This window comes from Streptomyces sp. NPDC051310 (genome assembly GCF_044455245.1).
GTDB lineage: Bacteria > Actinomycetota > Actinomycetes > Streptomycetales > Streptomycetaceae > Streptomyces.
The window spans coordinates 1-24,182 of the sequence record NZ_JBITEO010000020.1 but is presented as its reverse complement, the minus strand read 5'-3'; the positions used below and the strand labels follow the sequence as shown (position 1 = coordinate 24,182).

Below are 24,182 nucleotides of genomic sequence, written 5' to 3'. Positions count from 1 at the left end.
GGAGGACGAGGCGGACTCAGTGGACTTCGTCGGTCACTTCCAGTGTGAAGGCCGACAGCACATCGGTCATGCGCTTCAGGACGACGTCGGAGTCCTCCCCCTCGATGTGCACATGGCCTACACACGCGTTCGACGCGCGTGGGGGGTCGAGGCGATCACCCGCGGACGCGGTGAGTTCACCGGAGATCACCCCCGGGAGGGCCAGGAGTTCCTCCAAGGGCGAGATCTTCGAGACGATGCCCCGGCGGGCCGGCAGGAGCAGGTCGCCCACCGAGCGCGCCAGGGTGTACGCCAGGGCCGGGCGGCGCCCCACGTACAGGTCCGCGACGGCGGCCATCATGTCGAAGCCGCGGGACAGGCCGTGGTTGTCCGGCAGTGCTGCTCCGCTCAGCCGTGCGGCGATCTCGCCCATGACGAACGAACCGTCCGGCCGCAGGAAGAACTCCGCGTGCAGGTACCCGTCGCGGTAGCCGAGCGCGTGCGCGACGCGCCGTGCGACCTCGCGCCCGTCGAGGGGTTCCCGTTCGTGCGGTGCCAGGGTGATGTCGGCGTTCATGGCTCCGCTGAGAGTGTCCAGCATGGGTGCGGGGTTGACGGCGATGAACGCGTCCAGCACGTCACCGGCGTGCAGCAGGGCACACAGCTGGTGCTCGGTCCCCCGTACGTACTCCTCGACGATCCACGTCCGCTCCGGCCGGCTCCTGAGTGTCCGGTCGATGGCGGCGAGGTCGCCGGGACGGACCTTCCAGGTGTCCACGGAGGACCCGGAGAGGGCGGGCTTGACGACGACCGGCCATCCGTGGCCCGCCGCGAAGTCCGCCACCTCCGCCGCCGAGGTGACGACCCGGAACCGCGCGGCCGGCAGGCCCGCGTCGGCGAACAGCTCCTTCATCGCCGTCTTGTCCGTGGCCCGGCGGACCTGCTCCGGTGAGAGGTGGGGCAGCCCGGCGGCCGCGGCGAACCGGTGCGCCGAAGGCTGCGCCGCCTCGTCCGGGTTGCAGAAGTACGCCGGCTGCAGGCCGAGTTGCGCGCGCCACGCCCGGAAACGGGCCGCCTCCCGGGCCGGCGGCGCGTCCTCGTGCAGGACGAAGACGGGCCGGTCGTCCGGCGCGCCGACCGGTGAGCCGGACGGGCGCAGCAGGACGGTGTCGATGTCCGGCCGGTCCAGGACGTGACGCGTGAACCGGCGGCGGCGGCTCAGCACCAGCGCCAGTACGGGGCGGTCGCTCCGGGTGCCGGGGGCGGGGGCCGTCATCGCCCGCCCCCACTCAGCTTGTGGTGTTCGGCCAGCAGGCGCGCCAGGTCATGGACCACGTCGGGCCTGCCCGAGATGTCGATCCTCGTGTGCCGCCGGGACCGCCGGTGCAGGACCGTGCCGCCCCGCGCCCGGACCAGGGCGTGGCCCGCCGCCGTGTCCCACCAGGGAAGTGACACCGCGATGTGGGCGTGCAGCGCGCCGGTCGCGACGCGGAGGAGGTCGCACGCGGCCGAGCCGGTCCGGGCCACTTCGTACCGCCGGCCGACCAGGCCGAGGATCGCGTGTGCTTCGTCGAGTTCCTCGGCTCCGTAGGGCAGGGCGACGGCCACCCGCGCGGCGTCACCCGCGAGGGGCGGGGCATCCGTGCAGTGACCGTCCGGCGAGCCGTCGAGCAGGGCCATCCACTGCCCGTCGGCCGGCCGGACGATGGCGGCGGCCAGGCTCCGGGTGCCGGACACCGCCGCGACGCTCACCGCGTAGTGGGGCGATGCGCGGACGAAGTTGGCGGTGCCGTCGAGCGGGTCGACGATCCAGGTCACACCGGTGTGACCGGCGCGGTACCCGGATTCCTCGGCGATGACGGCGTCTCCGGGCCGGGCTTGCCGCAGCCGGCCGGTGATGACGGATTCGGCCCGCAGGTCCGCTTCCGTCAGCAGGTCGTGCGCGCCCGTCTTCTGTCTGATCCGGTAGGTCCGGCGGGCCACGGCGTTGATCTCCGCCGCCGCCTGCCGGGCCATCGTGATCGCGAGCGTCTCGATCTCCGTCACGGTCGTCCCCCCGCCCGGCCCGTGCCGCGCAGCCGGTCCTCCAGCAGTTCGATCACCTGGTCGAGCCGGGACTCGACCTCGGTCTCGGTGTCCCCGCGTACGGTCACGGTCGCCGCCGCCTGGTTCCAGCCGGCCGGCTCGGGCATGAGGTCGCCGACCCGGAAGCGCAGTTGTGTGTCGATGATCCAGTCGGCGTCCGGCGGTGTCAGGTCGGTCTCCAGCCGTCCGGCAGGGGCGTAGACCAGGGCGTAGCCGGTCAGGTGCGCCGCCGGGGGTGCGGGGCGGACGATCTCGTCGCCCAGCTGGGCCCGGATGGTCACTTCGTCGAGGTTGACGCCCGTACGCGAACGGAAGCCGGGGATGATGCCCCCGCCGCCGGGCCGGCCGCCGATCTCGCAGAAGCACACCTCGTCGTCGTCGAGGAACACTTCGAGATGGGTGACTCCGCTGAAGTCGGGGTAGCAGGCCAGCACGTCGCGGTTGAACCGCAGGAGCCGGTCCAGCGTCCTGCCGGGACCGACGGCGACGTCGCGGAAGGCTTCCAGACGGCGGTAGGACGTCGTGTCCTGCACGCTGCGCCCGGCTGTGGCGGCGAGCGGCACCCCGTCGCGGACCACGCTGTCGATGTGGAAGAGCCGGCCGCCGATGCGTTCCTCGACCTCGTATCCGGTCAGGTCCTCCCGCGCCGAGGCGAGGAGCCGGTGCAGGGCGTCCGCGCCGTCGAGGAAGGTGATGTCGGCGGAGCTCTCCCCCCGGCGGGGTTTGACCACCACACGGCCGTGCCGGCGCAGCAGCCGCTCGGCGTCCGCCTCGGTGAAGGGCGCGAAGTCGGGGACGCGTATGCCGTGCTCCCGCAGGTGCTCCTTCATCGTCACCTTGTCGCGGTAGCGCAGGACCTGCTGCTCCGTGGGTCCCGGGACGCCCAAGCGGTCCCGCAGTCCGCCGGCGGTGAGCAGGAGGCCCTCGCTGAGGGCGACCACTCCCTCCAGGGAGCGTCCGGAGGCGGTGTGGTGGAAGAGTGCCGCGGCGTCGAGCAGGGCGCCGTCACCGCGCGGGACGCCGACGACCGCGGCGAGCTCGTCTCCGCGGGCCTGATCGACCTTGCGGATGTCGGTGATCAGCCGTACGCGGTTGCGGTCCGCCGGCAGGAAGGGGCGGCCGTCGGTGTCCCGGTAGTAGCGGTACCCGATGTGGTCGACGACGAGGACCTCCCTGACCCGGTCACTCATCGCGGCAGTACTCCGCGTACCTGGCGGCCAGTTCCACGGCCGCTTCCTCGACGTCGGCCAGCGCGAGTTCCTTGCAGTGGTAGCCGAGTTCCGCGCGCATGATCTCCACGGACTCCTCGGTGAATTCCACCCGGCCGTCCTCCTCGATGCGCGCGATCCCGTCATGGCGCTGGCCGTCGACGTTGATCTCCACGGCGGCCCGTTCGCTCAGCCCGGGCGGCAGGTCGAGTTCCGTGCCCTCCGGGGTGATGCGCACCGGGTAGCCGCCGGGCAGCCCGTGCCAGCCGGGTGCGTGGATGGTCGCGGTGGTGCCGGTGGCGAGTGGTTCGAGCACGCTGAGGGCCGAGGCGGCGGTCATCATCTGCCCCTCCCGGCCGCCGGTCCGGCGGTAGTCGGTCCTCATCCGGTGGAACAGGGTGTCCACCGGCAGCTCGGCGGTGACGTCGTCAGCCCCGCGCCGGAAGGTCAGGTCGAAGGCCGCGCCGCCGCTGTCGCCGGTGCGGGATATCCGGTGGCTCACGAAGTGGTGCGCCACGAAGCGGGGCTGGACGGCGGACGGTGCGCAGCCGAGGTGCTCCGCGGCGATCGCCGCCAGCGCGGGCACCGAGTTCGCCACGTTGCCGATGCCCAGCCGGGGGCTCAGGCCGGCTCCGCGGAGGGCCGGGTGCACGGCGTCCGGGTAGGCCGCGTTCACCACGGTGGCGTCGCTGCCGGCGGCCCGTACCGCCTTCATGAGTTTGAGCACCGGCTCCAGGTGCATGGGCAGCCACGGACCGAAGTGGGCGGCGCTGAGGCGTGCGAACCGGTCGGCCGGGAGCTGGGAGATCACGTGCCAGGACTGCCTGCTGGCCGCCGCGAAGATGATGTCCGGGGCGAACCCGGCGATGGCCTCCGCGGTGCCGGCCACGTCGTCGAGGTCCCGGACGAGGGGTTCGACCGGACAGGCCCTGCCCAGCTGGGCGGCGGAGAGGGAGACCATGTTGGCCGTACGGACGACGGTGTCCTCCGTACGGCCGAGCAGTCCCAGGTGCCGGGGCTGGGCCGATCCGGCCAGTCCGTGCAGCACGCGGACCGCGAGGTCGCCGCAGCCGACGACGAGGATGCGGACGGGACGGCCGTCGTCCCGGGGGGAGTGGTGCTGTGTCATCGTCGCTCGCCCTTCGTTCATGACGGCTGCCCGGTCAGGCGGGGAACCAGCCGGGAGGTGTTGGCGGCCAGCTTGTCGAGGGGTGCGAGGTCCGCGAACCCGGCCAGCCAGCTGTCGGCCTCGACGGTGTCCCAGTGCGGGTAGTCGGAGCCGAACAGGACGGAGTCCGCGCCCAGTTGGCGCACCGCCCAGGTCACGTGCTCCTCCCCCGGGTCGGGCACCACGGCGAAGTGCTCGCGGAAGATGTCGGTGGGGTTCACCGCTCCTCCGGAGAGCCGCTTCGTGTGGCTGGTGAGGCGTCCCAGCACGCTGGGGATCCAGGCGATGCCGGACTCCAGCATCACCACGTTCAGGCCGTCGGGCAGGCCGTCGGGCCGTGTGACGAGGTCGGCGAGGGCGATCATGTGCTCGCCCATGTGTCCGAAGGCGTGCGTCATGGCGTAGTCCTCGTACGCCTCGGCCAGGGGGGACCACTGGTAGCAACCGGTGCCTCCGTGGACGAACAGCGGCAGCCGGAGCCGGGCCGCCGTCTCCAGCAGCGGTGTCACCGCCGGGTCGTTGAGCCGTACGGAGGGGGTGCGGCCGGTCGGCCTGACCACCACGCCGACCAGGTTCGGGTCGTCCGCGTACCGGCGCAGGGTTTCCTCACTCCACCCGGGGTCCTCGACGGACGCGAGGAAGGCCCACTTCAGCGAGAGCGAGGACCGGGCACAGGACCGCGATGCGAGCCGGTTGTAGCCGTCGAGCAGCCGCAGGCGGGTCTCCGGGTCGGCGACGGCCTGGACCGACAGGCCGACGAAGCCGGGCTGGAGCACGGCCGCCGCGATGCCGTGCTTGGTCATGAAGTCGGCACGGTCCCCGTCCTCCCCGGGGCCGATGAGGTGACCGAGGCCCTTGGGGTTGCCGTGACCGGGGCCGCTCGGCCGGGGGAAGAGCCGGTCGCCGAGGCGCAGGCGCGTCACCCGGTCCTCGGTGACCACCTCGGGGGCTTCGGCGGGGAGGAATCCGATGTCCGTCCAGAGCTCGGGCAGGTGGTCCGTGAAGTGGGTGTCGCAGTCGTACAGGTGGGTGTTCGTCACGGTTCTCTCCGTCTCCTTCGTGGGATCAGGTGTGCGTGCGGCCGCGGCCCGCGCCCGGCGTCAGGTGCTCTCCCCCGGCGAGCCAGTCGAGCCCGTCCGCCATGTCGAGTCCCAGCTCGTCCGCGACGCGCCGCACCAGGTCGGGGGTCAGCTGCCGGGGTGAGAGCCCGGCCAGGGTGCGGCGGGCGCCGTCGTCGAGGGCTCCGGGCTCGTTCAGGAGCCGTTTGGTGATGGGGTACCAGTGGCCGCGGGCGATCAGCCTGGCGTGGGCCAGGGAGGTGGCCGCGGCGAGGACGTGCCCGAGTGCCCCCACCTCCTCCCCCGCCGCGGCGTGGTCGACCGCCAGCAGCAGGGCGCACGAGGCGCGCCCCCGCCACCACGGCACGGCGGTGCGGACGAGCGCGGCCGGGCAGGGCGGAGGGGCGAGTTCACCGTGCACGGGCGCCGAGAGCGCCACTTCGCTGAGGAGGATGTAGGACGGCACGCCGCTCGCGGTCTTGGGATACGCGTGCAGCGTGAACGTCCCTGCGGCCGCCCGTTCCTCCTCCCGCCTCACCTGCGCCAGGGGGCGGAAGCAGACGTCGATCCTGGGCGAGGCGGGGATGGAGAGCTCCGCCTCCTGCAGGGGGTGGCCCTCGTTGGCGGTGGCGTATTCGAGCGGGTCGTCGGGGCCGTGGTCCGCCGGCAGCAGGGCGCGCAGTTCGCCGGGGGCCGGGAGCTCGTCGACGTACGCGAGGAGGTCCCAGTCGCTGTCGGGCCGGGTGGGTTTGCCCCGGGCGCGGGAGCCCCCGACGCGGAGCGACCGTACGGTGGGAAGGCGGGCCAGGCCGTCGGCGACCTGCCGGACGACGGGGGGAAGCTCGGGTGGTGTGAGGCTGTGGGTGGTCACGATCACTCTCCCTGGGCGGCGTGGATCCGGCCGTCGAGGTACGCGGCGGCCGGCCGGCCGTGTGCGGTGGAGGGAAGCCAGTGCAGCAGGTCGGCGGAGCACTCCTCGATCAGCGCGAAGGTCTCCGGCTCCGCCTTCGCGGTCCGGCCGAGCAGGTCTTCCGCCTCCCGGAGCAGTCGCGGGCCCCGGGCGCCGGCGGACCGGGCGGCGTCGACGTTCCGTCCGAGGTTCTTCACCTCGTGCAGGACGCGTCCGTCGGCGGCCAGGGCGCTGATGAGGAGGTGCTCGACCGCCAGGCGGAGCAGTACGGAGGCGTCGAGCGGCATCCCGTCGGCATGGGCGGTCATCGCCTTCCGCCGGAAGTGCACCGCCGTCAGGTACGTGGTGGCGCAGTGGAACGCGGGCAGCCAGCGCAGCCGCATCCGCTCCCGCCAGCCGGCCACCACCCGTTCCCCGTGCACGATCCGGCCGCTGCGGAGCCGGGCGAGCAACCGGATCTCCAGGATGTCCAGGACGGGTAGTTCGAGGTCGGGTGTGAGCGGGTCCCGGATGCGGGACATGCCCTCGGCGAGGCCGGCCAGGTCGGCCATCCGCTCGGGACGCAGGACGTCGAGGGTGATGACCGGGTCGTCTTCGTACAGGTAGTTCCGGGCAAGGCTCATCGGACGGAGCACCGGTTGCCGGGGGCCGTCCGCCGGTGGGGCCCAGTCGGCCGGCGCGTCGATCACCAGCACGTTGACGTTGGAGCCGCGCATGGCCACCCCTTCGGCGGTGGATCCCGCGAGCAGGACGCCGCTTCCGGGGGGCCAGCAAAAGCGCCGGGCCAGCAGGTTCACGAGGTGGTCGGTCATGAGTGCCTCATCTCCGGTATCCGGCGGGCCGACCGGATGAGCAGCACGGCCGGCACGCCTGCCAGGCCGCCCAGGGCGGCGACGAGGAGTGCGGTGCTGGTGGAGGTCGCCCCCGCGAAGGCGCCCGTGACGGAGTACGAGATCGGCACGAGCACCTGGGACAGCGCCCAGTCGATGCCGAACATGCGGGCCACGAAGGCGCGGGGAACGGCGGTCTGCAGGAGTGCGCCCCACAGGACCGCCGAGACGGCGAGGGCGGCGTTGATCACGAAGCTGCCGATCAGCGCGGGCAGGAGCGACGCGTGGAAGGTGAAGCCCACCAGCCCGCCCGCCATCACCCCCCAGGCGAGGTACAGCGAGAACAGTGACCGCCCGCCGAGCGACTTCCCGCCGACGGCGAGCGCGCCGGCGATCTGCCCGACCCCGCCGACGGCCAGGACGAGGCCGTAGGTGCCGGCGCCCCTGGCCATGTCGTTGTGCAGCACGTAGGGGACGAGGACGTTCCACGGCCCCATGACGCAGACGACGGTCACCGCGCCGGCGGTGAAGGCGTACAGCAGCCACTTGTGCGCCCAGAGGTAGCGCAGGCCGTCGACGCTGTCCGCCAGCAGGCCGGTGGCCGTCTGCTGGTCCTGTGGCCGGCGCTCGGCCCCGACCGCGAGCAGGAAGCCGAACGACACGACGAAGGTGGCCCCGTCGAGGACGAACACCCATTCCGCGCCGGCCGTGGCGACCAGCGCGCCGCCCGCGACCGGACCGATGAGCCGCCACATCAGGGGGCGTACGACCTGGTCGGCGGCGTTGGCGCCGACCAGGTACTCGGCGGGGACCAACGACTGCACCATGGTGTTGAAGGCCGGGACGAAGGCCGCCTCGGCGGCGGAGAACACGGCCAGTCCCACGAGCAGGTGCCAGGTGGCGAGCAGGTCGAGCATGCCCAGCAGGCCGATGGCCGCCAGGACGAGCGCCCGCACGAGGTCGCCGGTCAGCATCACCAGCCGTGCCCCGTACCGGTTGACGCACGCTCCGGCGACGAGCGCCACGGGCAGGGCGGTCAGCGCCATCACGACGCCGATGGTGGCGAGGGCCGCGGTGGTGTTGCTGAGCGAGAGCACCAGCCACGGCAGGGCGACGAACATCATGCCGTCGCCGAGGAGCGAGAAGGCGAACCCGGCCCACAGGAGCCGGAAGTTCCTGTCGCGGAACGGCTGGAACTGGGGCCGGTCCGCCACGCGTGCCAGCAGGGCCGTCCGGCGTCCTTGCGTCACGCGCTGCCCCCTGCCTCCCCGGACAGCTCGAACAGGCAGTGCCAGTGGAACGATCCGGCTGCCGCGTGCTCGTGGTCATGGGCCATGAGCAGCGCCGCGGGATGGTGCAGGGAGATCAGTCCGGCCGCGTCGCAGTAGTGGTGAGGGTGGACCTTGTCGTCGGTCGCATCCGGTTGCACAAACGTTCCTTCACCGACTTCGACACCCTTGCCGAAGTGGTGGTTGCGGTGTGACAGCATCGTCACCTGGTACAGGCCGCCCGGCTTCAGGACCCGGTGGATCTCGCGGACGGTGGCCCGTACCGCCTCGCGGTCGCCGTGGTAGATCGCGTTGTACGCCAGTACGTAGTCGAAGTGGTCGTCCTCGTAGGGCAACCGGTCCATGGGACCGACCCGGAGGTCGACGTCCACACCGGCTTCCCCGGCCGCCGCCCGGGTGTGCTCGACGGCGGTGGCACTGGCGTCCACGGCCCACGTGTCGAATCCGGACCGGGCGAGGAAGACGGCGTGCCGGCCGACGCCGCAGGCGAGGTCGAGGACCCTGCGGACCCGGCGCTCGCGGAGCAGGTCCACGGTGCCGGCGACCCAGGGGTCCACCGTGGACCAGTCGGCGCGTCCCCCGCTGGTCTTCCACACCTCGTCCCAGTGGCGGTGCGCGGTGGTGCTGTCCGTGGGCGTGTGCTTCATGCCTGCTCCCGGGAGTCGATGAGTTCGCGGCCGAGGTCGGTGACGGAGGAGGCCCCGAGCAGGGCCATCGTGTGGTCCAGCTCTTCCACGAGGGACCGCAGCACGCCGGCCACCCCGTCCCTGCCGCCTGCGGCGAGACCCCACAGCACCGGCCTGCCGACGAGTACGGCACGTGCTCCGAGAGCCAGTGCGGAGGCGATGTGCGTTCCGTTGCGGACGCCGGAGTCGAACAGGACCGGCACGCGGTCGCCGACGGCCGCCACCACGCCCGGCAGCGCGTCGACAGCCGCCACGTGGCGGTCCGACTGGCGGCCGCCGTGGGTGGACACCTGGATCGCGTCCGCCCCCGCGTCCACGGCACGGACGGCGTCCTGCGGGTGCAGGATGCCCTTGACGACCAGCGGGAGCCGGGTGCGTGAGCGCAGCTCCGCCAGGTCGTCCCAGGACACGGCGGGATCCGGGAACACCTCCGCCAGCAGCTCTTCGGCGGTCAGGGAGGGCGTGTGGCGCCTGCGGTGCTCCAGGAGGTCGGCGAAGCAGGGGTCCCGCACGAGCGCCGGCGGCGCGGCGTCGAACCGCCGGAACCCGTTGCGCGCGTCCCGCGTGCGGCGGCCCACCAGCGGTACGTCCACGGTGCACACCAGCGCACGCGCGCCGGCCTGCTCGGCCCTGCGCACCACCGACCAGCTGACAGCGCGTTCGCGCAGCAGGTACACCTGCTGCCACAGCGAGTCCGGGGCGACGTCCGCGACCTCCTCGACGGAGCGCGAACCGAACATGGACAAGGTGAAGCCGAGGTCCAGCGACGTGGCCGCGGCGGCCGTGGCGCGCTCGGCCTCCGGGTGGCACAGGGCCTGGAGTCCCATCGGGGTGACGAGCAGCGGCGCGGCCAGCCGCTGCCCGAACAGTTCGATCCCGGTGCTGCGTTCCGAGACGTCACGCAGGACCCGGGGCGTGAGGGTCAGGGCGTCCAGGCGCTCGACGTTGCGCCGCGTCCCCGCTTCGTCCCCGGCGCCGCCGGCGCAGTAGTCGAAGGCCGCCTCGGTCATCAGGGCCCGGGCCCTGATCCGGTCCGCTTCCGCCCCGGTCGCCGCGTCGGTCAGCGACTCGGGCTCGGGAGGGAGCCGGCGGGCCGTGTGCGGCCGGTTGCCCGCCTCCGGGCGGGCGGGCGCCGGCTCCTCCTGGCGGACGTGGCTCCGCTCGGCGAGTTCGAACAGCCTCTCCACGCTTGCCAGCTCCGAGGAGACCGCGTCCAGGCGCCGGGAGGCCATCAGCTCGTGCAGCACCCGGGAGGTCTGCGCCACCAGGCTGCGCATGACGACGTTCGCGAAGAGCACGGTCACCGGGCCGTGCGCGGCGAAGGCCTCGGCATCGGTCCCGGGCAGGACGGTGGGCGCCAGGACCATGGGGCGGATCGGCGCGACCTTCTCCACGACGGGCAGCAGCTGGTCGGCGCTGGCCCGGTTCGCCTGGGCGAACAGGGCGTCCGCGCCTGCGGCGGCGTAGCGGCGCAACCGGTCGACGGCCGCGTCGGGCCCGTGCCCGGCGACCAGGGCCTCGGTCCTCGCGATCACCTGGATCGAGCGGCGGGCGGCCACCATGGCGGAGATCCGGCCGGCGAAGACCCCGGGATCCATGAGCTCCCGGCCGCCGAACCGGTCGTCGAGCGAGTTGCGTTTGGGGAAGAGGTTGTCCTCGACGCAGATGGCGTCGGCACCCGCCTCCTCGTAGAGCTTGGTCGCCAGTACGGCGAGCTCGTCGGAGCCCCGGCCGGTGTCGGCGTCGACGTAGATGGGCAGGGTGGTCGCGGCCCGCACGGACCGGATGATGCCGGCGATCTCGTGCGGCTCCAGGATCTCGCGGTCCGGGACCCCGCGGCTGGTGGACATCTCCAGGCTCCCCAGCCACAGGACGTCCGCGCCGGCTTCCTCCGCCAGCAGTGCGGTGATCGGGCTGTGCACACCTATGCCGATGCGCAACTCACTCATAAGGCGACCTCATTCCGGCCGGTGTCGCTCGTGCGGAAACTGGCGGTGAACCTGCGGGTGATCTCAGCCGGGTGGAACGGCACCCGGGGCGGCGGCGGTCCGGAATCGGCGGCCGTGCGCACATGGATGAAGCCGGTGCGCCGCCCGCCCAGCGCTTCGGCGAGCGCGGCGGAGAGGGCACCGCCGTCGGTGACGGAAACCACCGTCGCGTACCCGGCGGCACGTGCCGCCGTGACGAAGGAGAAACCCGGGGCGGGGGTTCTCTGGCCACCGGTGCTCTCGTAGACCTCGTTGTCCAGAACGACGTGGACCAGCGTTCCGCGTGCCGTCGGGGCGAGCGCCATCCCGGAGAGTCCCATGAGGGCGTTGCCGTCACCCTCCACCGCCATGGCCGCGCTTCCGGCCCGCCGGGAGAACCCGATGGCCAGGGGGAGCGCGAGCCCCATGCTGCCCATCATGTAGAAGTTCTCCCTGCGGTCCTTCAGGGCGTAGAGCGCGCGCGGGTTGAGCCCGTTGCCGATGAACACGGCCGCTTTGCCGGCTTCGGCCGCCCGGGCGATCCGGGCGAGTGCCTCGTCCCTGGTCAGCACGGGGACTCACGCTCCTTCCGGTGCGCACAGCACCGCGACGGGGCGGCGGACGTCGGCCGCTGTCCTGCGGGCGGCGCGCAGCTGCGCCGCGACCTCCGCGGTGTCGCCGAACCGGCAGCGCAGCACCGGGATGCCGAGCGCCTCGAGTACGGCCGGGGCCGGTTCGCCGATGACGTTGTGGTGGGGCACGTCCTGTCCGTCATGGCCCGCCCAGGACACCAGCAGCACCAGCGCTGTCCGGTACACCAGTGCCAGACTGGTCAGGGCGTCGATGCAGGTGCCCAGGCCGGCGCTCTTCATGAACACCAGCGGTGTCGCGCCCGCCAGGTGGGCGCCCACCGCGAGTCCGACGCAGTTGTCCTCGCGGGTGCCGGGCAGATAGCACTCCCCCGCGCGCTCGTGCCGTTCCAGCGCGCCCAGGAATCCGTGGAGGTAGGAGTCCGGCACGCCGGTGATGAAGTCGTACCCGGCGGCGAACATCTCCTCGACGAGTACGGAGTTCTCCGTCACCCGCTGTGTGGAAGTCATGATCACGACAATTTCTCCAGTGTGCCGGCGATGGGCGTTGACCGGTGGGCAGGGGTTTCGGGTCCGGCCGCCGGAGCCGCTGCGGGTTCCTCACCTGCCGCGGCGCGCTCCATCCAGGGGGCGAGGTGCCCGCGGAGGTCCTTGACCCAGATGTCGCGTACGGCTCCGCAGCAGCCTCTCCACTTCTTGCTCCGCTCGTAGCCGAGGCCGTAGTCGATCAGCCGCACGCCCTCCTTCTGCGCGGTGCGCACCGGGGAGTAGAACATCGCGTCGAAGTACGTCCTGCGGGAGGCGGGGTTCTCGTAGTCGAACCCGCACCAGAACACGTGCCATTGGTCGCCGTGGCCGATGAAGAGGCTGAAGCCCACCACGTCGCCGTCGGCAGTGGTGCTGTGGAACAGCCGGAGGCGCTCGGCGGGGAACAGCGACGTCAGCCTTTCCAGCCGGGACCGCTCGACGTCTTCGGTGCTGTAGCCCCCGTACTTGTCGATGAGCGCCAGCCGCAGCCTCAGCTCGGTCGCGCCGAGCCGGGCCGCGTCCGCCGGCGCGGTGCGGACCCCGGCGAGAGCGAGGTCGCGCACGTCCCAGCGCACTTTCTGGCGGCTGGTCTTGGTGAGTCCGGCGACGTAGTCGTCGAAGGAGCCGGGCGGGACGTCGAGCACGGACCGGACGGTTCCCCGCACGCGGTGCCAGGCCGGTTCGGCGGCGAGCGCGGCCGGCAGGACGGTTCCCGCGGCGTACAGGACGGCGGTGCATGCCACGCCGGCGTCCCGTGCCCAGTGCGTGACGGCGGCCAGCAGGTCCCGGGTGCGCTCGACGGCCGGTTCCCCGGCCGTCACCACGTCGGCGTCGTAGCCGGGCTGGACGATCGCGAGGCACGGGAACCAGGCTGCCCGGTCCGTCCGGCCGACGGGACGCGTCCGGCGCTGGTCGGGGAAGACCGGCGGGTCGCGGAAGAGCAGGTCGTGGACGTTGAAGGACTCGTAGCAGTGCGGGTCCTCGATCAGGTAGCCGGTGGTCGCGGCGACCGTGACGCCGTCCTCCACCAGCCTGAACCAGTACCCCGTGCCCGGCGGGCGGTCCCCCATCATCCTGAGCCAGGCGGGTGAGGTCAGGAACGTCCGGTCCGGCCACTGCGGGGGGAGGGTCTCGTCGACGACGAGCGTCCGGGCGGCCGTTCCCCGCCGGGCGGTTCCGCCGGGCCCCGCCGGGCGTGCCGGCGCCGTGCGCATGTGTGCTGCGGAACCTTTCACCGCTTCTCCCACCGGACGGGGCACGTGCCGGTCAGCGGCCGGCCGTCGACGTCTGGGAAGTACTGCTTCCACTTATGTGTCGTGGAGCCCTTCCCGTCACCGGAATCCGCGAGGAGGGGAACGTCCTCATAGGCGGCCAGACTTCGGCGGATGCGCTTCTTGGCGGCCCGTCCGGCCGGGGTGGATCCATTGATGGAGCGGAATACCGTCCTCGATTGCATTCCTATCACCAGGCATTCTCCGAGCGTCCGGCTGCGCCGGGGTCCGTACGCCGGACAGGTCCCGAAGGTGAAAAGCGTTTCCCCGCCGAAGGTGAATTCCCACCGGGGGTCCTCCGGGTCGTCCGGGACGTCCGGTGGCTGCGGGGCCCGGTCGTACGCGTGCAGGGCCGACAGGATGCGCCAGAACATGGTGCGGTACCAGGCGAATACGCGTCCGGGATCCGGCGGACCGACCATGAGCAGGAGCGACATCCGCTCGTCCGGGAGGTCGCGCTGGATCGCGATGAAGTCCTCCAGATCGCACGCGACGGCTTTCGCTTCGGATCGGAAGTCCTCGTTCAGATCCCAGTACGTGTAATGGTTCGTCCCCCTGCTCTCCCCGATGGCGCCGAAATGGCAGGGGTACGGCGAAGGGAGCGTCGCGAGAAGCGTTTCATGGATCCGCTGCTGTTCTTCCGCGGCCCAGCGCGGCACGGTTCCCGGTGCCGTGCGTCCGCTCGTCCGGAGCCGCGATGCGCCCGTCTCACCCATGGGTGCTGCCGGCCGGTGTCAGCGCGGAGGCCGTCTCGGCCCCGGGGTGGACGAGCGGCGGAAAGTACTGCGAGGTCGAGAGCACGGCCCGGGACCAGGGGTCGACGTCGATGCCGTACCCCAGCAGCGAGGTCCACAACCGGTGCACGTCCAGGGGCGGATCGTCCGGGGTGAAGCTCGAAGTGAGCGCCCGGCGCACGAGCAGGTCCGCGGCGCCCTCCAGGCTCTCGGCGAAGCGCGTGACGAGGTCGTCGGCCAGCGGGCCGCCGCCGGGCACCGCCAGGTCCTTGGACAGGCCCTCCGCGAGGGAGGCCGCCCTGGACGAGGGCACCAGCTCCCAGAGATGCGCGATCACACCGCGCCTGAACTGGTCACGCACCTGGAGGAAGCCCCGGCCCTCCCGCGCGCCCGGAGGCCGGTCCAGCAGGTCGGCCAGCACCCGCGCTCCGGGAGTGGCCGGCCGGGTGTGGCTCTCCGGCAGGTCACTGCGGCCGAGGTTGTTCCACTCCCGCACGAAGAACGTCCGCCAGTCCAGCTCGGCCTCCTCGGGACTGTCCGAGGCGTGCAGCAGACCGAGGATCGTGTTGACGGCGCCGAAGCGGCGGCGGAGCGAGGCTTCCGCGGCCCGTTCCAGGGGGCCGGAGCCCTTCATCTCGGTGAACCGCCGGTGGATGCCGGGCGATCCGCGCAGCAGCACCGCCAGCGAGGGTCCGAGACCGTACAGTGCGTCGATCGCACGGTAGCGGTACGTACCGAAGTGGATCCTCTTGCTCGCCAGGTCGTCGTAGATGGTGTCCAGCAGGAGGCTTCCCGGCTGCACGACGCGGGCGGCGACTTCTTCGCAGCCGGTGCTCAGTAGTTCGTCGACGATGCGGCGCCCCAGGCCCCGGATGAAGGAGTCCGGGCTCAGCACCACCACTAAACTGCGGGACCAGTCCACCGTTTCGAGTTCCTTTCACGCATGCATGAACGGCTTCTACGAGGCACGTGTTCTGCTGGCATGTGAAGCGGAATTAGCAGGTCGGACATACCGGATCACGATGGCTGCTATCGGCGAGTCGTCTCTCGGCGCGGCCGGTGAGGAATTCGCGGAGGAGTTGCATCTTCCTCCGCGCCACTGTTCGCGAACCCCCACGCGACGGGAGCTTCGCTTTCACCGGGCCGCCATCCACATTTCGTTGGATGTGCCAGCCACCGATAACAAGCTAAGTAGCCCTTCCGGGAGCGTCAACGAATGAGGAGGGCGATCGAGGCAGACAAGCCACCACGCCTCAGGGAAGCCCTCCGTCCGGTTTGCCCGGGCTTCGTCCGGTGTCAACCGGAGATTCACTCACCGTCAGGCCGCGGGGTGAGGTGATCTTCGCTCACCATTGCCCCGATTTCCCAGGGTTTGGAAGCTCGAACAGTTGACGACTGAATATGCGCTGTAAAGAGCGCGTAACCCTCGCCGTATGGGCGCTCCATCCCTTTCACCCAGCTTTAGGGCTTGGTGTCCCCTGGCCGCAATGGAGCGGTGCCGAAGAGCACGGCCGTGGCCCCCCGACCCCTTCCTGACGAGGTGGCACGGCCCGTCCTCCCGCCGGGCCCGCGGACCGGGAACGGGCCGAGGGCCCGGATCCGGACACCTCGCGTACGCGTTTCTGCATCGGTTGCGGCATATGTGCCCGGCCTCATGCCCGGGAGATCGCCTCGCACAGGTTGCCGGCAACAGGGCCGATTCTGTCGGGCATACGGGGTCGGTGTCGGGGTACGGCCGTGCTGTCCCGGCGCCGCCTGTGTCATCGTGAGCCCGGCAACCAGCCCACCCCGTACACCCGCGCCTCGGCCCGGGGCCGGCACTGCTTGCGGCGCCTCGCGACACGGCAGCCGTCGGGCCCCCAAGCCGTCGGCGTACGGCGCGGACCCGCGGAGGACGAAAGCACGGTCGGCCACCCGGGGCGCGTGGCGGTGGCCGTCGGCACTCGGCCCCTCGGGCGGGGCACAATTGCCGGTCCTGTGGTGTCACCGATGAGCGGATCGGTGCTGCGAGAGGGGTGAGCGTATCGAGGACACATACGTCGAGGGCGTGGGCGCCGGTGAGTTCGCCGACGGGTCGGCGGTGACGTACGAGCCGCTCCGGGCGCCTGTGGGTCGCCGGGCCATGCGCCGGGCCACGGGAGTGACGTGCCGCGGAACCCGCCGGCCTGCGGACCGCGCACTGCGGCCGAGGGACGCGGTACCCGACGACGACACGTGGCCCATGTTCCGGGCATCACTGCCTGAGTACGTGAGGAGGACGTCTGAGTACGCCGTCCGATGCGGCCCGGATCCACCGCTGCTGGAATGAGCGGCATGATCTTCGACGCATCGCGGCGTGTGAGCATGCAGCACGTCACCCACACCGGCGCGGCCCTCGCCGCGACGCTGCTGCCGCTGGCCGCCGCCGCACTGCTGGCCAGGACGACGGCCGGTGACCCCCTGGCGCCGGTGAACACACTGGTCACCAGCGGCGGGCATCGTGCACGCGTCTCACTGTCGGTGTGGCGGGGATGCGGCAGGACCACGCTGTCCCGATGGAGAGGCGCCACGCCGGTACGCGCATGGTGCGGTCGCAGCATCCCCCACCCGTTGTCACGTGTGGCTTCACGTGCTCACCCGGCCGTTTCGCGGCGCCGGATCATGCAGGCGCGCTGCCGCCACCGGACCCCGACGCCTGCGCGGGAGCCGCGGGCGGATCGGTGAAGGCGCTCGGTCCTGCCTCGGACTCCGACGGACTCGCTGCACCTTCGTGTGGGGCCATGGGGCAAGGATGCCCGGACTTCCCTTCCGCGGAGGCCCGTTGCGGCATGACGTCCGCACGGGCGGGCGGCGCGGCCCCCGGCCGCGGACCTTTTCCGGCGGGCGCGGCCGGTGGCCGACCGCCTACTGCGGCCCCGTCTACTGCGGCTCCGTCGCGATCTGGATCAGGTTGCCGCAGGTGTCGTCGAAGACCGCGGTGGTGACGGGGCCCATCTCCACGGGCTCCTGGATGAAGCGGACGCCGAGGCCACGCAGGCGCTCGTACTCCGCCTTCACGTCGTCGACGGCGAACTGGGCAAGCGGGATGCCGTCCTCGACGAGGGCGTCGCGGTAGGTCCGGGCGGCCGGGTGGCCGGCCGGCTCCAGGAGGAGTTCGGTGCCGCCGGGCTCGTCGGGCGAGACGACGGTCAGCCACCGGTCCTGCTCGCCCACCGGGACGTCGTGCTTCTTCACGAAGCCGAGCACCTCGGTGTAGAAGCGCAGGGCCTTGGCCTGGTCGTCGACGAAGACGCTGGTCAGATGGATCTTCATGGGGTGCTCTCTTCCGGTCCGGAGGTGTCGGGCACGGGCCACCGCTCGGTGATCCGGCGCAGCGGGGCGGTGTTCAGGTCGTGGAACTTGTAGCGGCCCTCCCGCCTGGTCTCGACCAGCCGGGCGGCCTCCAGCACGGCCAGGTGCTGGGAGACCGCCTGGCGCGAGATGCCGAGCTGATGCTTCATGCTCAGGCGCGAGCAGATCTCGAACAGCGTCTGCCCGGACTTCTCGGTGAGCTCGTCGAGGATGATGCGGCGGGTCGGGTCGGCCAAGGCTTTGAAGAGGTCGTCGGCCACCACCCCACCATAGGCAACCGCTCGCTTGCCTATCAAGTCGACGCGCGGCCGAGCGCGGTCAGGCGGCCCCGGGGGGACGCCGGGGCAGCGGCGTGGGCTCCGTGCGCGACGGCCGGCGAGCGGCCGGTCCGCCGGGCTGCGGGCACGGCCGGGCGGTTGGCCGCAGGGTTGCGGGCACGGCCGGGGGTGAGCGGTCGGCTCTCAGTAACGCAACCGGGCGGCAGCAGCCAGGACCGGGGTGGTCACCGCGGTGGCGGCGGCACCGAGCGTGGTGTCGGTCGCCAGGATCAAGCGAACCGTCCTCATGGCCAGGGTGAGCATCTCGCTGCCGCGCCGGCGCACCCCCGCCTCGAATCGGGTGACGGCTTCCGTCGGTGTGGTGGTGCCGTCTGCGACGGCGCTCAGGTTCTCCGCCAGGCAGGCGGCATCGCGGATGGCGGCTCCGGCACCCATGCCGGCGGTGGGGGGTGTCGCGTGGACGGCGTCGCCGAGCGCGGTGATCCGGCCGACGGGCCAGGGCGCGAGGTCGGCCGCGCGGGTGGAGGCGGCGTTGAAGCGGTAGGAGGCCACGCTGTGCGGGTCGGCGCGGGCCATGACCTCGAGTGAACGCGCGGCCCAGCCCCGCTCACGAAACCGGCTCAGCAACCGGGCCTGCAACGCGCCGCCACGCAGGCGGCGGAGGGAGTCGGTCACGGTGGATTCGGGCAGCATGGCGCCCCAGATGTAGGTGGGCTCCGTGGTGACGGACATCCGCAGGTCGGGGGCGTCGAGGGCGGGTTTGCCGACGGGGTCGAGAAAACCGATGTAGAGCGCCGCACCTCGGGGGCCGATGGCCAGCCCCGATCGCGGGCCGAGCCGCTGTTGTTCCCCGGGGCTCAGGTCCCTGACGAGGGTGCGGCCGGAGAACCCGATGATGCCCGCCGGCCTGTTGGTCCGCCCTCCGGCGAGGTGCCGGGCGACCACGGAGTGGGCGCCGTCCGCGCCCACCACCAGATCCGCCGGGACGGGTGCGGCGTCGGTGAACAGCACGCGCGGGGCACCGTCGTCATCATGGTCGACGCCGGACACGGTCCGCCCCAGGTGCAGGTCGTCGCCGACGGCCTCGGCCAGCAGGGTGCGCAGGGTGACGCGGTCGACGTCGACACTGGAGCTGTCGCTCAGATCCGGTCCTTGGCCGAGCAGCCGGCCGCGACGGTCCCACAGCGCGTCCGGCTCGCGCAGCCGCAGCGCCGAGCCCGACGCCAGAAGCCGCTGCATGATGTCCCGCGGCACCAACTCCCGCAGCGCCGACTGCGCCCGCTCGTCGAGGGTGATGTGGTATCCGCCTGTCGCGGTCACATCGGCGTCGCGGTCGAACACCGACACCTCCCATCCGCGGCGGCGCAACCCTGCGCCCAGCGCGAGCCCTCCGATTCCTCCACCGACCACCAGGACACGCATGCCCGTACGTCCTTCACTGTCGCGGTTCGTCTGCACGGGCCCAACAGTGGCACCGGTAGTGGACACGGAGTGGCCACCACCGGTGCCATGATGGGGCGGTGGCGAGCACTTCACAGCGGGCACTGCGGCTGCTTTCCCTGCTCGGATCGGGTCGCCAGTGGCCCTTGCACGAACTGGCCACGGCTCTCGGGGTCAGCGAGCGCACCGTCCGGCGGGACATCGAGACCCTGCGCCGGCTCGACTATCCGGTGCACACCGTCCACGGGCCGGGCGGCGGGTACCGGCTCGGCACTCGGCGCACCCTCCCGCCGCTGGTGTTCGACCACGATCAGGCCCTCGCCGTCGCCGTGGCCTTGCAGACCGCGCCCAGCACGGTGCTGGGCCTGGGGGACGACGCGGCGCGGGCGCTGGTCACCCTTGAGCAGGCCGCGCCCGCCGCGCTGCGGGCGGCCATGGAGTCGGTCCGCCTGACCAGGCTGCACAACCCCTGGGAGTTCATGGCACCGCCCATCGAGCCGACGGCGGTCACCACCGTGGGAATCGCGGTGCGCCGCCGCCACGTCCTCGGCATCGAGACCCTGCGCGCCGACGGATCACGCCCGGGACCCGGTGAGGACGGCTTCCTGCCCGCCCGTCGCGTCGAGCCGCACCACCTGGTCGTCTGGGCCGGCCGGTGGTACCTGGTGGCCTACGACCTCGAGGACGAGCAGTGGCGGGTGCTCCGCGTCGACCGGATGCGTCCGCGCCCCACCACGCAGTGCTTCCCCCCGCGTGAGCTCCCCGGCGACGACCTGGCCCACTTCGTGATGAGCAGTCACGACCGCGGCGACACCCCCGCCGACTGGCCGTGCACCGGCAGCGCCCGCCTCGGTCTGCCGGCCGGGCCCGTTGCGCGTTGGGCACCAGGTGGCTCGGTGGTCGAGTACCTCGACGCCGACCACTGCCGGCTCACGCTCGGCGCCTGGTCATGGGCGGGCGTCGCGGGACTCCTCGCCACCTTCGACACCGAACTCACCGACCTCCACCCGCCCGAACTCGTCCAGGCGTGCCGGCGCCTCATGCACCGGTGGGCCGCCCTTGCGGACACCGGGAACGACCCCGCCCCTCCCTCCTGACGCACTGCCGGTGCTCGGACCGCGGGGCGCGGTGGCCGTTACGGCAGCGACGCCCCGTCCGGCGCGCGGCGGCCTGATTGCCGGGCGGCGGGCCGGGCGGGTCCTCGATCCGGCAGCCGGGCGCGGCACGGGGAGGACGGCGGGCGCGGCCGGGGACGCGACGCCGTGCGCGCCGCGGCTACGGGGTGTCCGGGGCCGTGCCTGACGAGTCGTCGGGCGGGAGCCGCGTGAGCCCGACGAGGACCATCGTCGTCCGGGGTGTCGGCCGGGCATGGGCGGCGCGGACCAGATAGCGCCCCGCCTCCAGGTCGATGCGCTGCCGGTCGAGCTCGTCGAACTCCGCGTCGGGCCCCGGGACGCCGGGCCACCCGGCGTCCAGCAGGACGACCGGGCCCGGCACCTCCCAGTGCACTTCCGCCTCCCACACCGCCGCCCCGAGCGCTTCCTCGGCGCTGCTCAGCATGGCTTCCTCGGAGTCGGCGGCGATCCAGCACACGAAGCAGCCGAGGTCCGGCACATAGGCCGTCGCCCACGGCTCCCCGAGGACCAGGGCCTGTGCGTCTCCGACCGCGATCACACCGAGGTAGCCCTCGACCTCGCAGGCCCTGCCGTAGTCGTCGTCGTTCGTGGCCGACTCGACGTCGCATCCCTGCCACGACGTCAGTACCTTCTCCGGCACCACGATCAGCGGCCCGCCCCCGGACTCGATCCACTCCACCGGCCCGGCCCCGTTCGTGCTCATGAAGGCACGCTACAACGGGGCGAAGGGCCGGCGCCGCGCGGCGGTGGCCCGGACGGCGACACCAGGGTGGAGGAGTCGCGGCAGGCGTCGCCCCGGCCGCCTGTGCAGGCCGGCCGACCGGCACCGCTGTGGCACGGTCCGGTCGGCCGGCAGCGGTCAGGAAGTCTTCACCTGGGCCTGTCCGCGGTAGAAGGTGTGGTCCGAGATCCTCTTCGCAGTCCCGTCGGGCTTCGTGGCGATCGTGCCGTCGGCGTTCTTGACGAAGAGGTAGAACGCGTCGGCGCTGATCGAGGAGGGAGCGGTGGTCTCGGAGTAGAAGATGTAGTCGTACTTCGTCCCCTTGCCGACGGGCTCCTGTCCGTAGACGAAGTCCCTGCTGCTGACGGTCCGTTCACCGGCCCGGCAGTTGGCCGCGGTGCAGGCGGGCTCCACGTACTTCCACGCGTCCTTGTCGGCCTGGTCGGCCTCGTAGAACACGCCCCATCCGCCGTTCGGCCTGGCGTCGGGCCGGTAGAAGGCGTCCATGGCAGGGGTCCGGTGCTCGACCCACGAGTTGCCCTGGTCCGGCCAGGAGTTGAAGTCCCCGGCGACCACGACGATCTTGCCGGCGGCGATGTCACCGTCGAGCTCCGAGGCGAGTCGCGCTGCCTGTGCGGTACGGGCCCGCTGGTTGACGAGCTTTTCGTCGTGGAAGGCCCTCAGGTGCACACTGCACCCCTTGACCACCCGGCTGGGCAGGTCGGTGAGGGCTGCGTCGTAACACAGGGCGGCGAACTTCCGCTTCGGGGAGACCTGTTCGATCGGGTCCCCGGGCTTGCCCTGCTTGATCTGGTGCCGCTCCCCGCCGAGGTCTATCACGTCGGGGTTCCTCAGCGTCCCCCGGGCACCGACGACCTGGCCGAACGTGCAGCGGTTGTCGTCGTTGGTCTGGTCGCTGTCCTCGTTCACCGCACAGTCGGTTGCGCCGCACCCACGGTAGTTGGTCAGCATGGGCGTGAACGCGAAGTGGTACGCGTCGCCCTTCTCCTTGTAGGTGTCGGTGAACCACTCGTACTGCGAGTAGCAGACCTCCTGCAGCATGACCAGGTGCGGCTGGAACTCGTCGATCTTCTTGACGACCTCCGGTAGGTTGCCGGTCCCGCCCGTGTTGCACTGGCCGCCGCACAGGTTGTAGGTGACCGTCTTGAGTCCCAGCGTGCCGACGGGGTCGGCACCGGCGGTACGGGTGACCGGCCGGCTCGCGTCCGACGCCGACCCGCGGTCGGCCGAGAGCCGCGAGTCGGCCCCCCGCGCCCGGAGCAGATCGGCGCCGCCCTGGGCCAGACCGGCCATCAACGCGACGGCGAGGGCGACCATGAAGGCCGCCGTGAACCTACGCATGCGCATCTCCTTACGAATCATGAAAGGTGATGATCGTAACGAGGTACACATCGTCACCGGCGACAGCAAGCCAGGATCACAGCGCCCCGGGACCCGGCGGTGGAGCAGGAACGGGGGCGAGGCTCTCCGCCGGGAGTGTCAGCCGAGCGGATTGGACGCGGTCCGCTCCGCCCACGCCCCCGCTACCAACTCGGCTGCTGCGCAACCCGGCTTGCGCGCCGCCTGGTCCTGGAAGAGACGTACGAAGGACCGGGCGAAGCCCAGCCGGGGGTAGGCCGCAACGAGTGCGTCCCGGAACGATGGATCAAAGGTCTCCAGACCGGCCCCTGATACATCCGCACTGGTGCCCACCTGCAACAGCCGGCTCTCCACGTCCACTTCCGGCGCAACGTCCTCCCTCATATGGAGCACGATGAGCTCGGCCGCTCGGTCGCGTCGCCGGGTCGGCCAGCCGAGACCGGCCGTGAGCACACGGGCCAGATGGCCACCAGCCTCCTCGAACGGAAGCGTGTGACTGTCGAAGGGCGGAACGAGAGCCAGATCGTGCAGCAACGCCGAGACGAAGAGCAACTCCCGGTCGAAGTCCAGCCCTTGGGTCTCCGCCCAGGCCGCGCCGAAGAAGTACGACCGCACGGAGTGATGGTAGAGCGCCTTGTCGGCGTATTCCTCACAGACCATCCGTGCCGCCTCTGCCGCCCGCCCACCGGGGACGGGCACACCTGCAACCTCGATCAGCATCCGCCTGCTCTCCTTCGACTCGGACCAGGGTGATCCGTTGTGCCGGAATGACTCGCAGCCCCTCGGTTTTCCCTCACTCGGGTTCCGGGGATGCAAGGCACCTTGCAGTCTCCTCAGCGCGAGTGATCAGCGGCAGTGGTGCTCGTGCCAGTTGTGCGCAGGATCGGGCCAGGGTCCGGGAGCCTCTTCCCGCTTCAGAGGGACAGGAGGCGCGGATGCTCCATGCCGGGGGTCCTTCGCGCCCTCGTCCGCGAAGGCGCGAAGGCGTGGAGGCGGCGGGTCGAGCTCACGTAGCTGGTCGGGTTCTCCGCGTGCCCGGAGCGGATGCGGCGTGGAGCCCGCCGCCCGAGTCGTGTCGGCAGCGCTGGCCCGCTCGGACGGTCGAACCCCGGACAGCCGTTACGAGGCGGCTTTGCGGGTACGCAGTTCCGCGTTGATGCGCTGGGCTTCTTCGAGCTGGTCTTCCAGGATGACGATGCGGCAGGCGGCTTCTATGGGGGTGCCCTGATCGACGAGTTCGCGGGCGCGGGCGGCGATGCGCAGCTGGTAGCGGGAGAATCGGCGGTGTCCGCCTGCGGAGCGCAGAGGGGTGATCAGGCGGTGCTCGCCCAGAGCGCGGAGGAAGGCGGGGGTGGTGCCGAGCATGTCGGCGGCTCGGCCCATGGTGTAGGCGGGGTAATCGTCGTCGTCGAGGCTGTCGACGGGGCGGGTACTGCGAGGGGTCATAAACCTCTTCCTTCAAGGGACGCGCCGAGGGGCGGGGGGGGGGGGGGGGCCCCCCCCCCCCCCCGAGTAAAAAACAACAAACGCCCGGGGGCGGCCGGGCCGGGGTTTTAGGTGGGGGGCGCCCCGCGGGGGGGGGGCGCGGGGGTGC

At 71.9% G+C, this 24,182-nt stretch carries 23 protein-coding genes; 1 reads left to right on the top strand and 22 read right to left on the bottom strand.

Going from position 1 to position 24,182, the window contains the following annotated elements; all coding sequences use genetic code 11:
* Window positions 1-16: 16 nt before the first annotated feature.
* The 18 genes from ACIA79_RS25470 to ACIA79_RS25385 form a co-directional block, all read right to left on the bottom strand.
* Complete coding sequence (locus ACIA79_RS25470) at window positions 17-1,255, bottom strand: ATP-dependent carboxylate-amine ligase (RefSeq protein ID WP_399430643.1); 1,239 nt, start codon at window positions 1,253-1,255, stop codon at window positions 17-19.
* The gene (locus ACIA79_RS25465) at window positions 1,252-2,025 is read right to left on the bottom strand and encodes an inositol monophosphatase family protein (protein WP_399430642.1); all 774 of its coding nucleotides are present in this window, start codon (window positions 2,023-2,025) and stop codon (window positions 1,252-1,254) included. Before ACIA79_RS25465 ends, ACIA79_RS25470 begins: the two co-directional genes overlap by 4 nt.
* Entirely contained in the window at window positions 2,022-3,254 is a 1,233-nt protein-coding gene (locus ACIA79_RS25460; RefSeq protein ID WP_399430641.1) for an ATP-grasp domain-containing protein, read from the bottom strand. The genes ACIA79_RS25465 and ACIA79_RS25460 overlap by 4 nt, the downstream gene beginning before the upstream one ends.
* A complete protein-coding gene (locus ACIA79_RS25455; protein WP_399430640.1) occupies window positions 3,247-4,401 on the bottom strand; it encodes a hypothetical protein in 1,155 nt (384 codons plus the stop codon). Before ACIA79_RS25455 ends, ACIA79_RS25460 begins: the two co-directional genes overlap by 8 nt.
* Window positions 4,402-4,418: 17 nt before the next feature.
* On the bottom strand, window positions 4,419-5,480 hold the full coding sequence (locus tag ACIA79_RS25450) for an amidohydrolase family protein (protein WP_399430639.1): 1,062 nt from the start codon (window positions 5,478-5,480) through the stop codon (window positions 4,419-4,421).
* A gap of 25 nt (window positions 5,481-5,505) precedes the next feature.
* Window positions 5,506-6,369, bottom strand: a complete 864-nt coding sequence (locus ACIA79_RS25445) for a hypothetical protein (protein WP_399430638.1) — start codon at window positions 6,367-6,369, stop codon at window positions 5,506-5,508.
* A 2-nt stretch (window positions 6,370-6,371) separates the two neighbouring features.
* A complete protein-coding gene (locus tag ACIA79_RS25440) occupies window positions 6,372-7,220 on the bottom strand; it encodes a hypothetical protein (RefSeq protein ID WP_399430637.1) in 849 nt (282 codons plus the stop codon).
* Window positions 7,217-8,488, bottom strand: coding sequence for an MFS transporter (locus ACIA79_RS25435; protein WP_399430636.1), 1,272 nt, complete (start codon window positions 8,486-8,488; stop codon window positions 7,217-7,219). Before ACIA79_RS25435 ends, ACIA79_RS25440 begins: the two co-directional genes overlap by 4 nt.
* The gene (locus ACIA79_RS25430; protein WP_399430635.1) at window positions 8,485-9,174 is read right to left on the bottom strand and encodes a class I SAM-dependent methyltransferase; all 690 of its coding nucleotides are present in this window, start codon (window positions 9,172-9,174) and stop codon (window positions 8,485-8,487) included. The genes ACIA79_RS25435 and ACIA79_RS25430 overlap by 4 nt, the downstream gene beginning before the upstream one ends.
* The gene (locus ACIA79_RS25425) at window positions 9,171-11,162 is read right to left on the bottom strand and encodes an alpha-hydroxy-acid oxidizing protein (protein WP_399430634.1); all 1,992 of its coding nucleotides are present in this window, start codon (window positions 11,160-11,162) and stop codon (window positions 9,171-9,173) included. The genes ACIA79_RS25430 and ACIA79_RS25425 overlap by 4 nt, the downstream gene beginning before the upstream one ends.
* Window positions 11,159-11,752 (bottom strand): thiamine pyrophosphate-dependent enzyme, encoded by a 594-nt coding sequence (locus tag ACIA79_RS25420; protein ID WP_399430633.1) that lies wholly within the window; start codon window positions 11,750-11,752, stop codon window positions 11,159-11,161. Before ACIA79_RS25420 ends, ACIA79_RS25425 begins: the two co-directional genes overlap by 4 nt.
* 6 nt (window positions 11,753-11,758) lie before the next feature.
* Window positions 11,759-12,280, bottom strand: coding sequence for a hypothetical protein (locus ACIA79_RS25415; RefSeq protein WP_399430632.1), 522 nt, complete (start codon window positions 12,278-12,280; stop codon window positions 11,759-11,761).
* Between the two features lie 2 nt (window positions 12,281-12,282).
* Window positions 12,283-13,512: a GNAT family N-acetyltransferase gene (locus ACIA79_RS25410; RefSeq protein ID WP_399430631.1), complete on the bottom strand. Its 1,230-nt coding sequence runs from the start codon at window positions 13,510-13,512 to the stop codon at window positions 12,283-12,285.
* Between the two features lie 17 nt (window positions 13,513-13,529).
* Window positions 13,530-14,228 carry a YqcI/YcgG family protein gene (locus tag ACIA79_RS25405; RefSeq protein ID WP_399430630.1) on the bottom strand — a complete coding sequence of 233 codons (699 nt, stop codon included), beginning with the start codon at window positions 14,226-14,228 and terminating at the stop codon, window positions 13,530-13,532.
* Between the two features lie 49 nt (window positions 14,229-14,277).
* Complete coding sequence (locus ACIA79_RS25400) at window positions 14,278-15,201, bottom strand: nucleoside-diphosphate kinase (protein WP_399430629.1); 924 nt, start codon at window positions 15,199-15,201, stop codon at window positions 14,278-14,280.
* Between the two features lie 2,000 nt (window positions 15,202-17,201).
* Entirely contained in the window at window positions 17,202-17,594 is a 393-nt protein-coding gene (locus ACIA79_RS25395) for a VOC family protein (protein WP_399430628.1), read from the bottom strand.
* Window positions 17,591-17,893 carry an ArsR/SmtB family transcription factor gene (locus ACIA79_RS25390; RefSeq protein ID WP_399430627.1) on the bottom strand — a complete coding sequence of 101 codons (303 nt, stop codon included), beginning with the start codon at window positions 17,891-17,893 and terminating at the stop codon, window positions 17,591-17,593. The genes ACIA79_RS25395 and ACIA79_RS25390 overlap by 4 nt, the downstream gene beginning before the upstream one ends.
* Window positions 17,894-18,094: 201 nt before the next feature.
* Entirely contained in the window at window positions 18,095-19,333 is a 1,239-nt protein-coding gene (locus ACIA79_RS25385) for an FAD-dependent oxidoreductase (protein WP_399430626.1), read from the bottom strand.
* Between the two features lie 98 nt (window positions 19,334-19,431).
* On the opposite strand from ACIA79_RS25385, the gene ACIA79_RS25380 reads away from it, so the two are divergent.
* Window positions 19,432-20,448, top strand: coding sequence for a helix-turn-helix transcriptional regulator (locus tag ACIA79_RS25380; protein ID WP_399430625.1), 1,017 nt, complete (start codon window positions 19,432-19,434; stop codon window positions 20,446-20,448).
* A 178-nt stretch (window positions 20,449-20,626) separates the two neighbouring features.
* Here the strand turns inward: ACIA79_RS25380 and ACIA79_RS25375 are convergent, their stop codons facing one another.
* The 4 genes from ACIA79_RS25375 to ACIA79_RS25360 all read right to left on the bottom strand — a co-directional run bounded on the left by ACIA79_RS25375 (window position 20,627) and on the right by ACIA79_RS25360 (window position 24,034).
* Window positions 20,627-21,190, bottom strand: coding sequence for an Imm21 family immunity protein (locus ACIA79_RS25375; protein WP_399430624.1), 564 nt, complete (start codon window positions 21,188-21,190; stop codon window positions 20,627-20,629).
* A gap of 156 nt (window positions 21,191-21,346) precedes the next feature.
* A complete protein-coding gene (locus ACIA79_RS25370; protein WP_399430623.1) occupies window positions 21,347-22,570 on the bottom strand; it encodes an endonuclease/exonuclease/phosphatase family protein in 1,224 nt (407 codons plus the stop codon).
* A gap of 138 nt (window positions 22,571-22,708) precedes the next feature.
* Window positions 22,709-23,308: an HD domain-containing protein gene (locus ACIA79_RS25365; RefSeq protein WP_399430622.1), complete on the bottom strand. Its 600-nt coding sequence runs from the start codon at window positions 23,306-23,308 to the stop codon at window positions 22,709-22,711.
* Window positions 23,309-23,707: 399 nt separating this feature from the next.
* Window positions 23,708-24,034 carry a MerR family transcriptional regulator gene (locus ACIA79_RS25360; RefSeq protein WP_399430621.1) on the bottom strand — a complete coding sequence of 109 codons (327 nt, stop codon included), beginning with the start codon at window positions 24,032-24,034 and terminating at the stop codon, window positions 23,708-23,710.
* Between the last annotated feature and the right edge of the window lie 148 nt (window positions 24,035-24,182).

Coding starts and splice junctions, on each gene's coding strand:
- ACIA79_RS25470 (WP_399430643.1), bottom strand. CDS start 1,255: ATGACGGCCCCCGCCCCCGGCACCCGGAGCGACCGCCCCGTACTGGCG.
- ACIA79_RS25460 (WP_399430641.1), bottom strand. CDS start 3,254: ATGAGTGACCGGGTCAGGGAGGTCCTCGTCGTCGACCACATCGGGTAC.
- ACIA79_RS25455 (WP_399430640.1), bottom strand. CDS start 4,401: ATGACACAGCACCACTCCCCCCGGGACGACGGCCGTCCCGTCCGCATC.
- ACIA79_RS25440 (WP_399430637.1), bottom strand. CDS start 7,220: ATGACCGACCACCTCGTGAACCTGCTGGCCCGGCGCTTTTGCTGGCCC.
- ACIA79_RS25430 (WP_399430635.1), bottom strand. CDS start 9,174: ATGAAGCACACGCCCACGGACAGCACCACCGCGCACCGCCACTGGGAC.
- ACIA79_RS25425 (WP_399430634.1), bottom strand. CDS start 11,162: ATGAGTGAGTTGCGCATCGGCATAGGTGTGCACAGCCCGATCACCGCA.
- ACIA79_RS25415 (WP_399430632.1), bottom strand. CDS start 12,280: ATGACTTCCACACAGCGGGTGACGGAGAACTCCGTACTCGTCGAGGAG.
- ACIA79_RS25410 (WP_399430631.1), bottom strand. CDS start 13,512: ATGCGCACGGCGCCGGCACGCCCGGCGGGGCCCGGCGGAACCGCCCGG.
- ACIA79_RS25395 (WP_399430628.1), bottom strand. CDS start 17,594: ATGAAGATCCATCTGACCAGCGTCTTCGTCGACGACCAGGCCAAGGCC.
- ACIA79_RS25385 (WP_399430626.1), bottom strand. CDS start 19,333: ATGCGTGTCCTGGTGGTCGGTGGAGGAATCGGAGGGCTCGCGCTGGGC.
- ACIA79_RS25375 (WP_399430624.1), bottom strand. CDS start 21,190: ATGAGCACGAACGGGGCCGGGCCGGTGGAGTGGATCGAGTCCGGGGGC.
- ACIA79_RS25370 (WP_399430623.1), bottom strand. CDS start 22,570: ATGCGTAGGTTCACGGCGGCCTTCATGGTCGCCCTCGCCGTCGCGTTG.
- ACIA79_RS25365 (WP_399430622.1), bottom strand. CDS start 23,308: ATGCTGATCGAGGTTGCAGGTGTGCCCGTCCCCGGTGGGCGGGCGGCA.
- ACIA79_RS25360 (WP_399430621.1), bottom strand. CDS start 24,034: ATGACCCCTCGCAGTACCCGCCCCGTCGACAGCCTCGACGACGACGAT.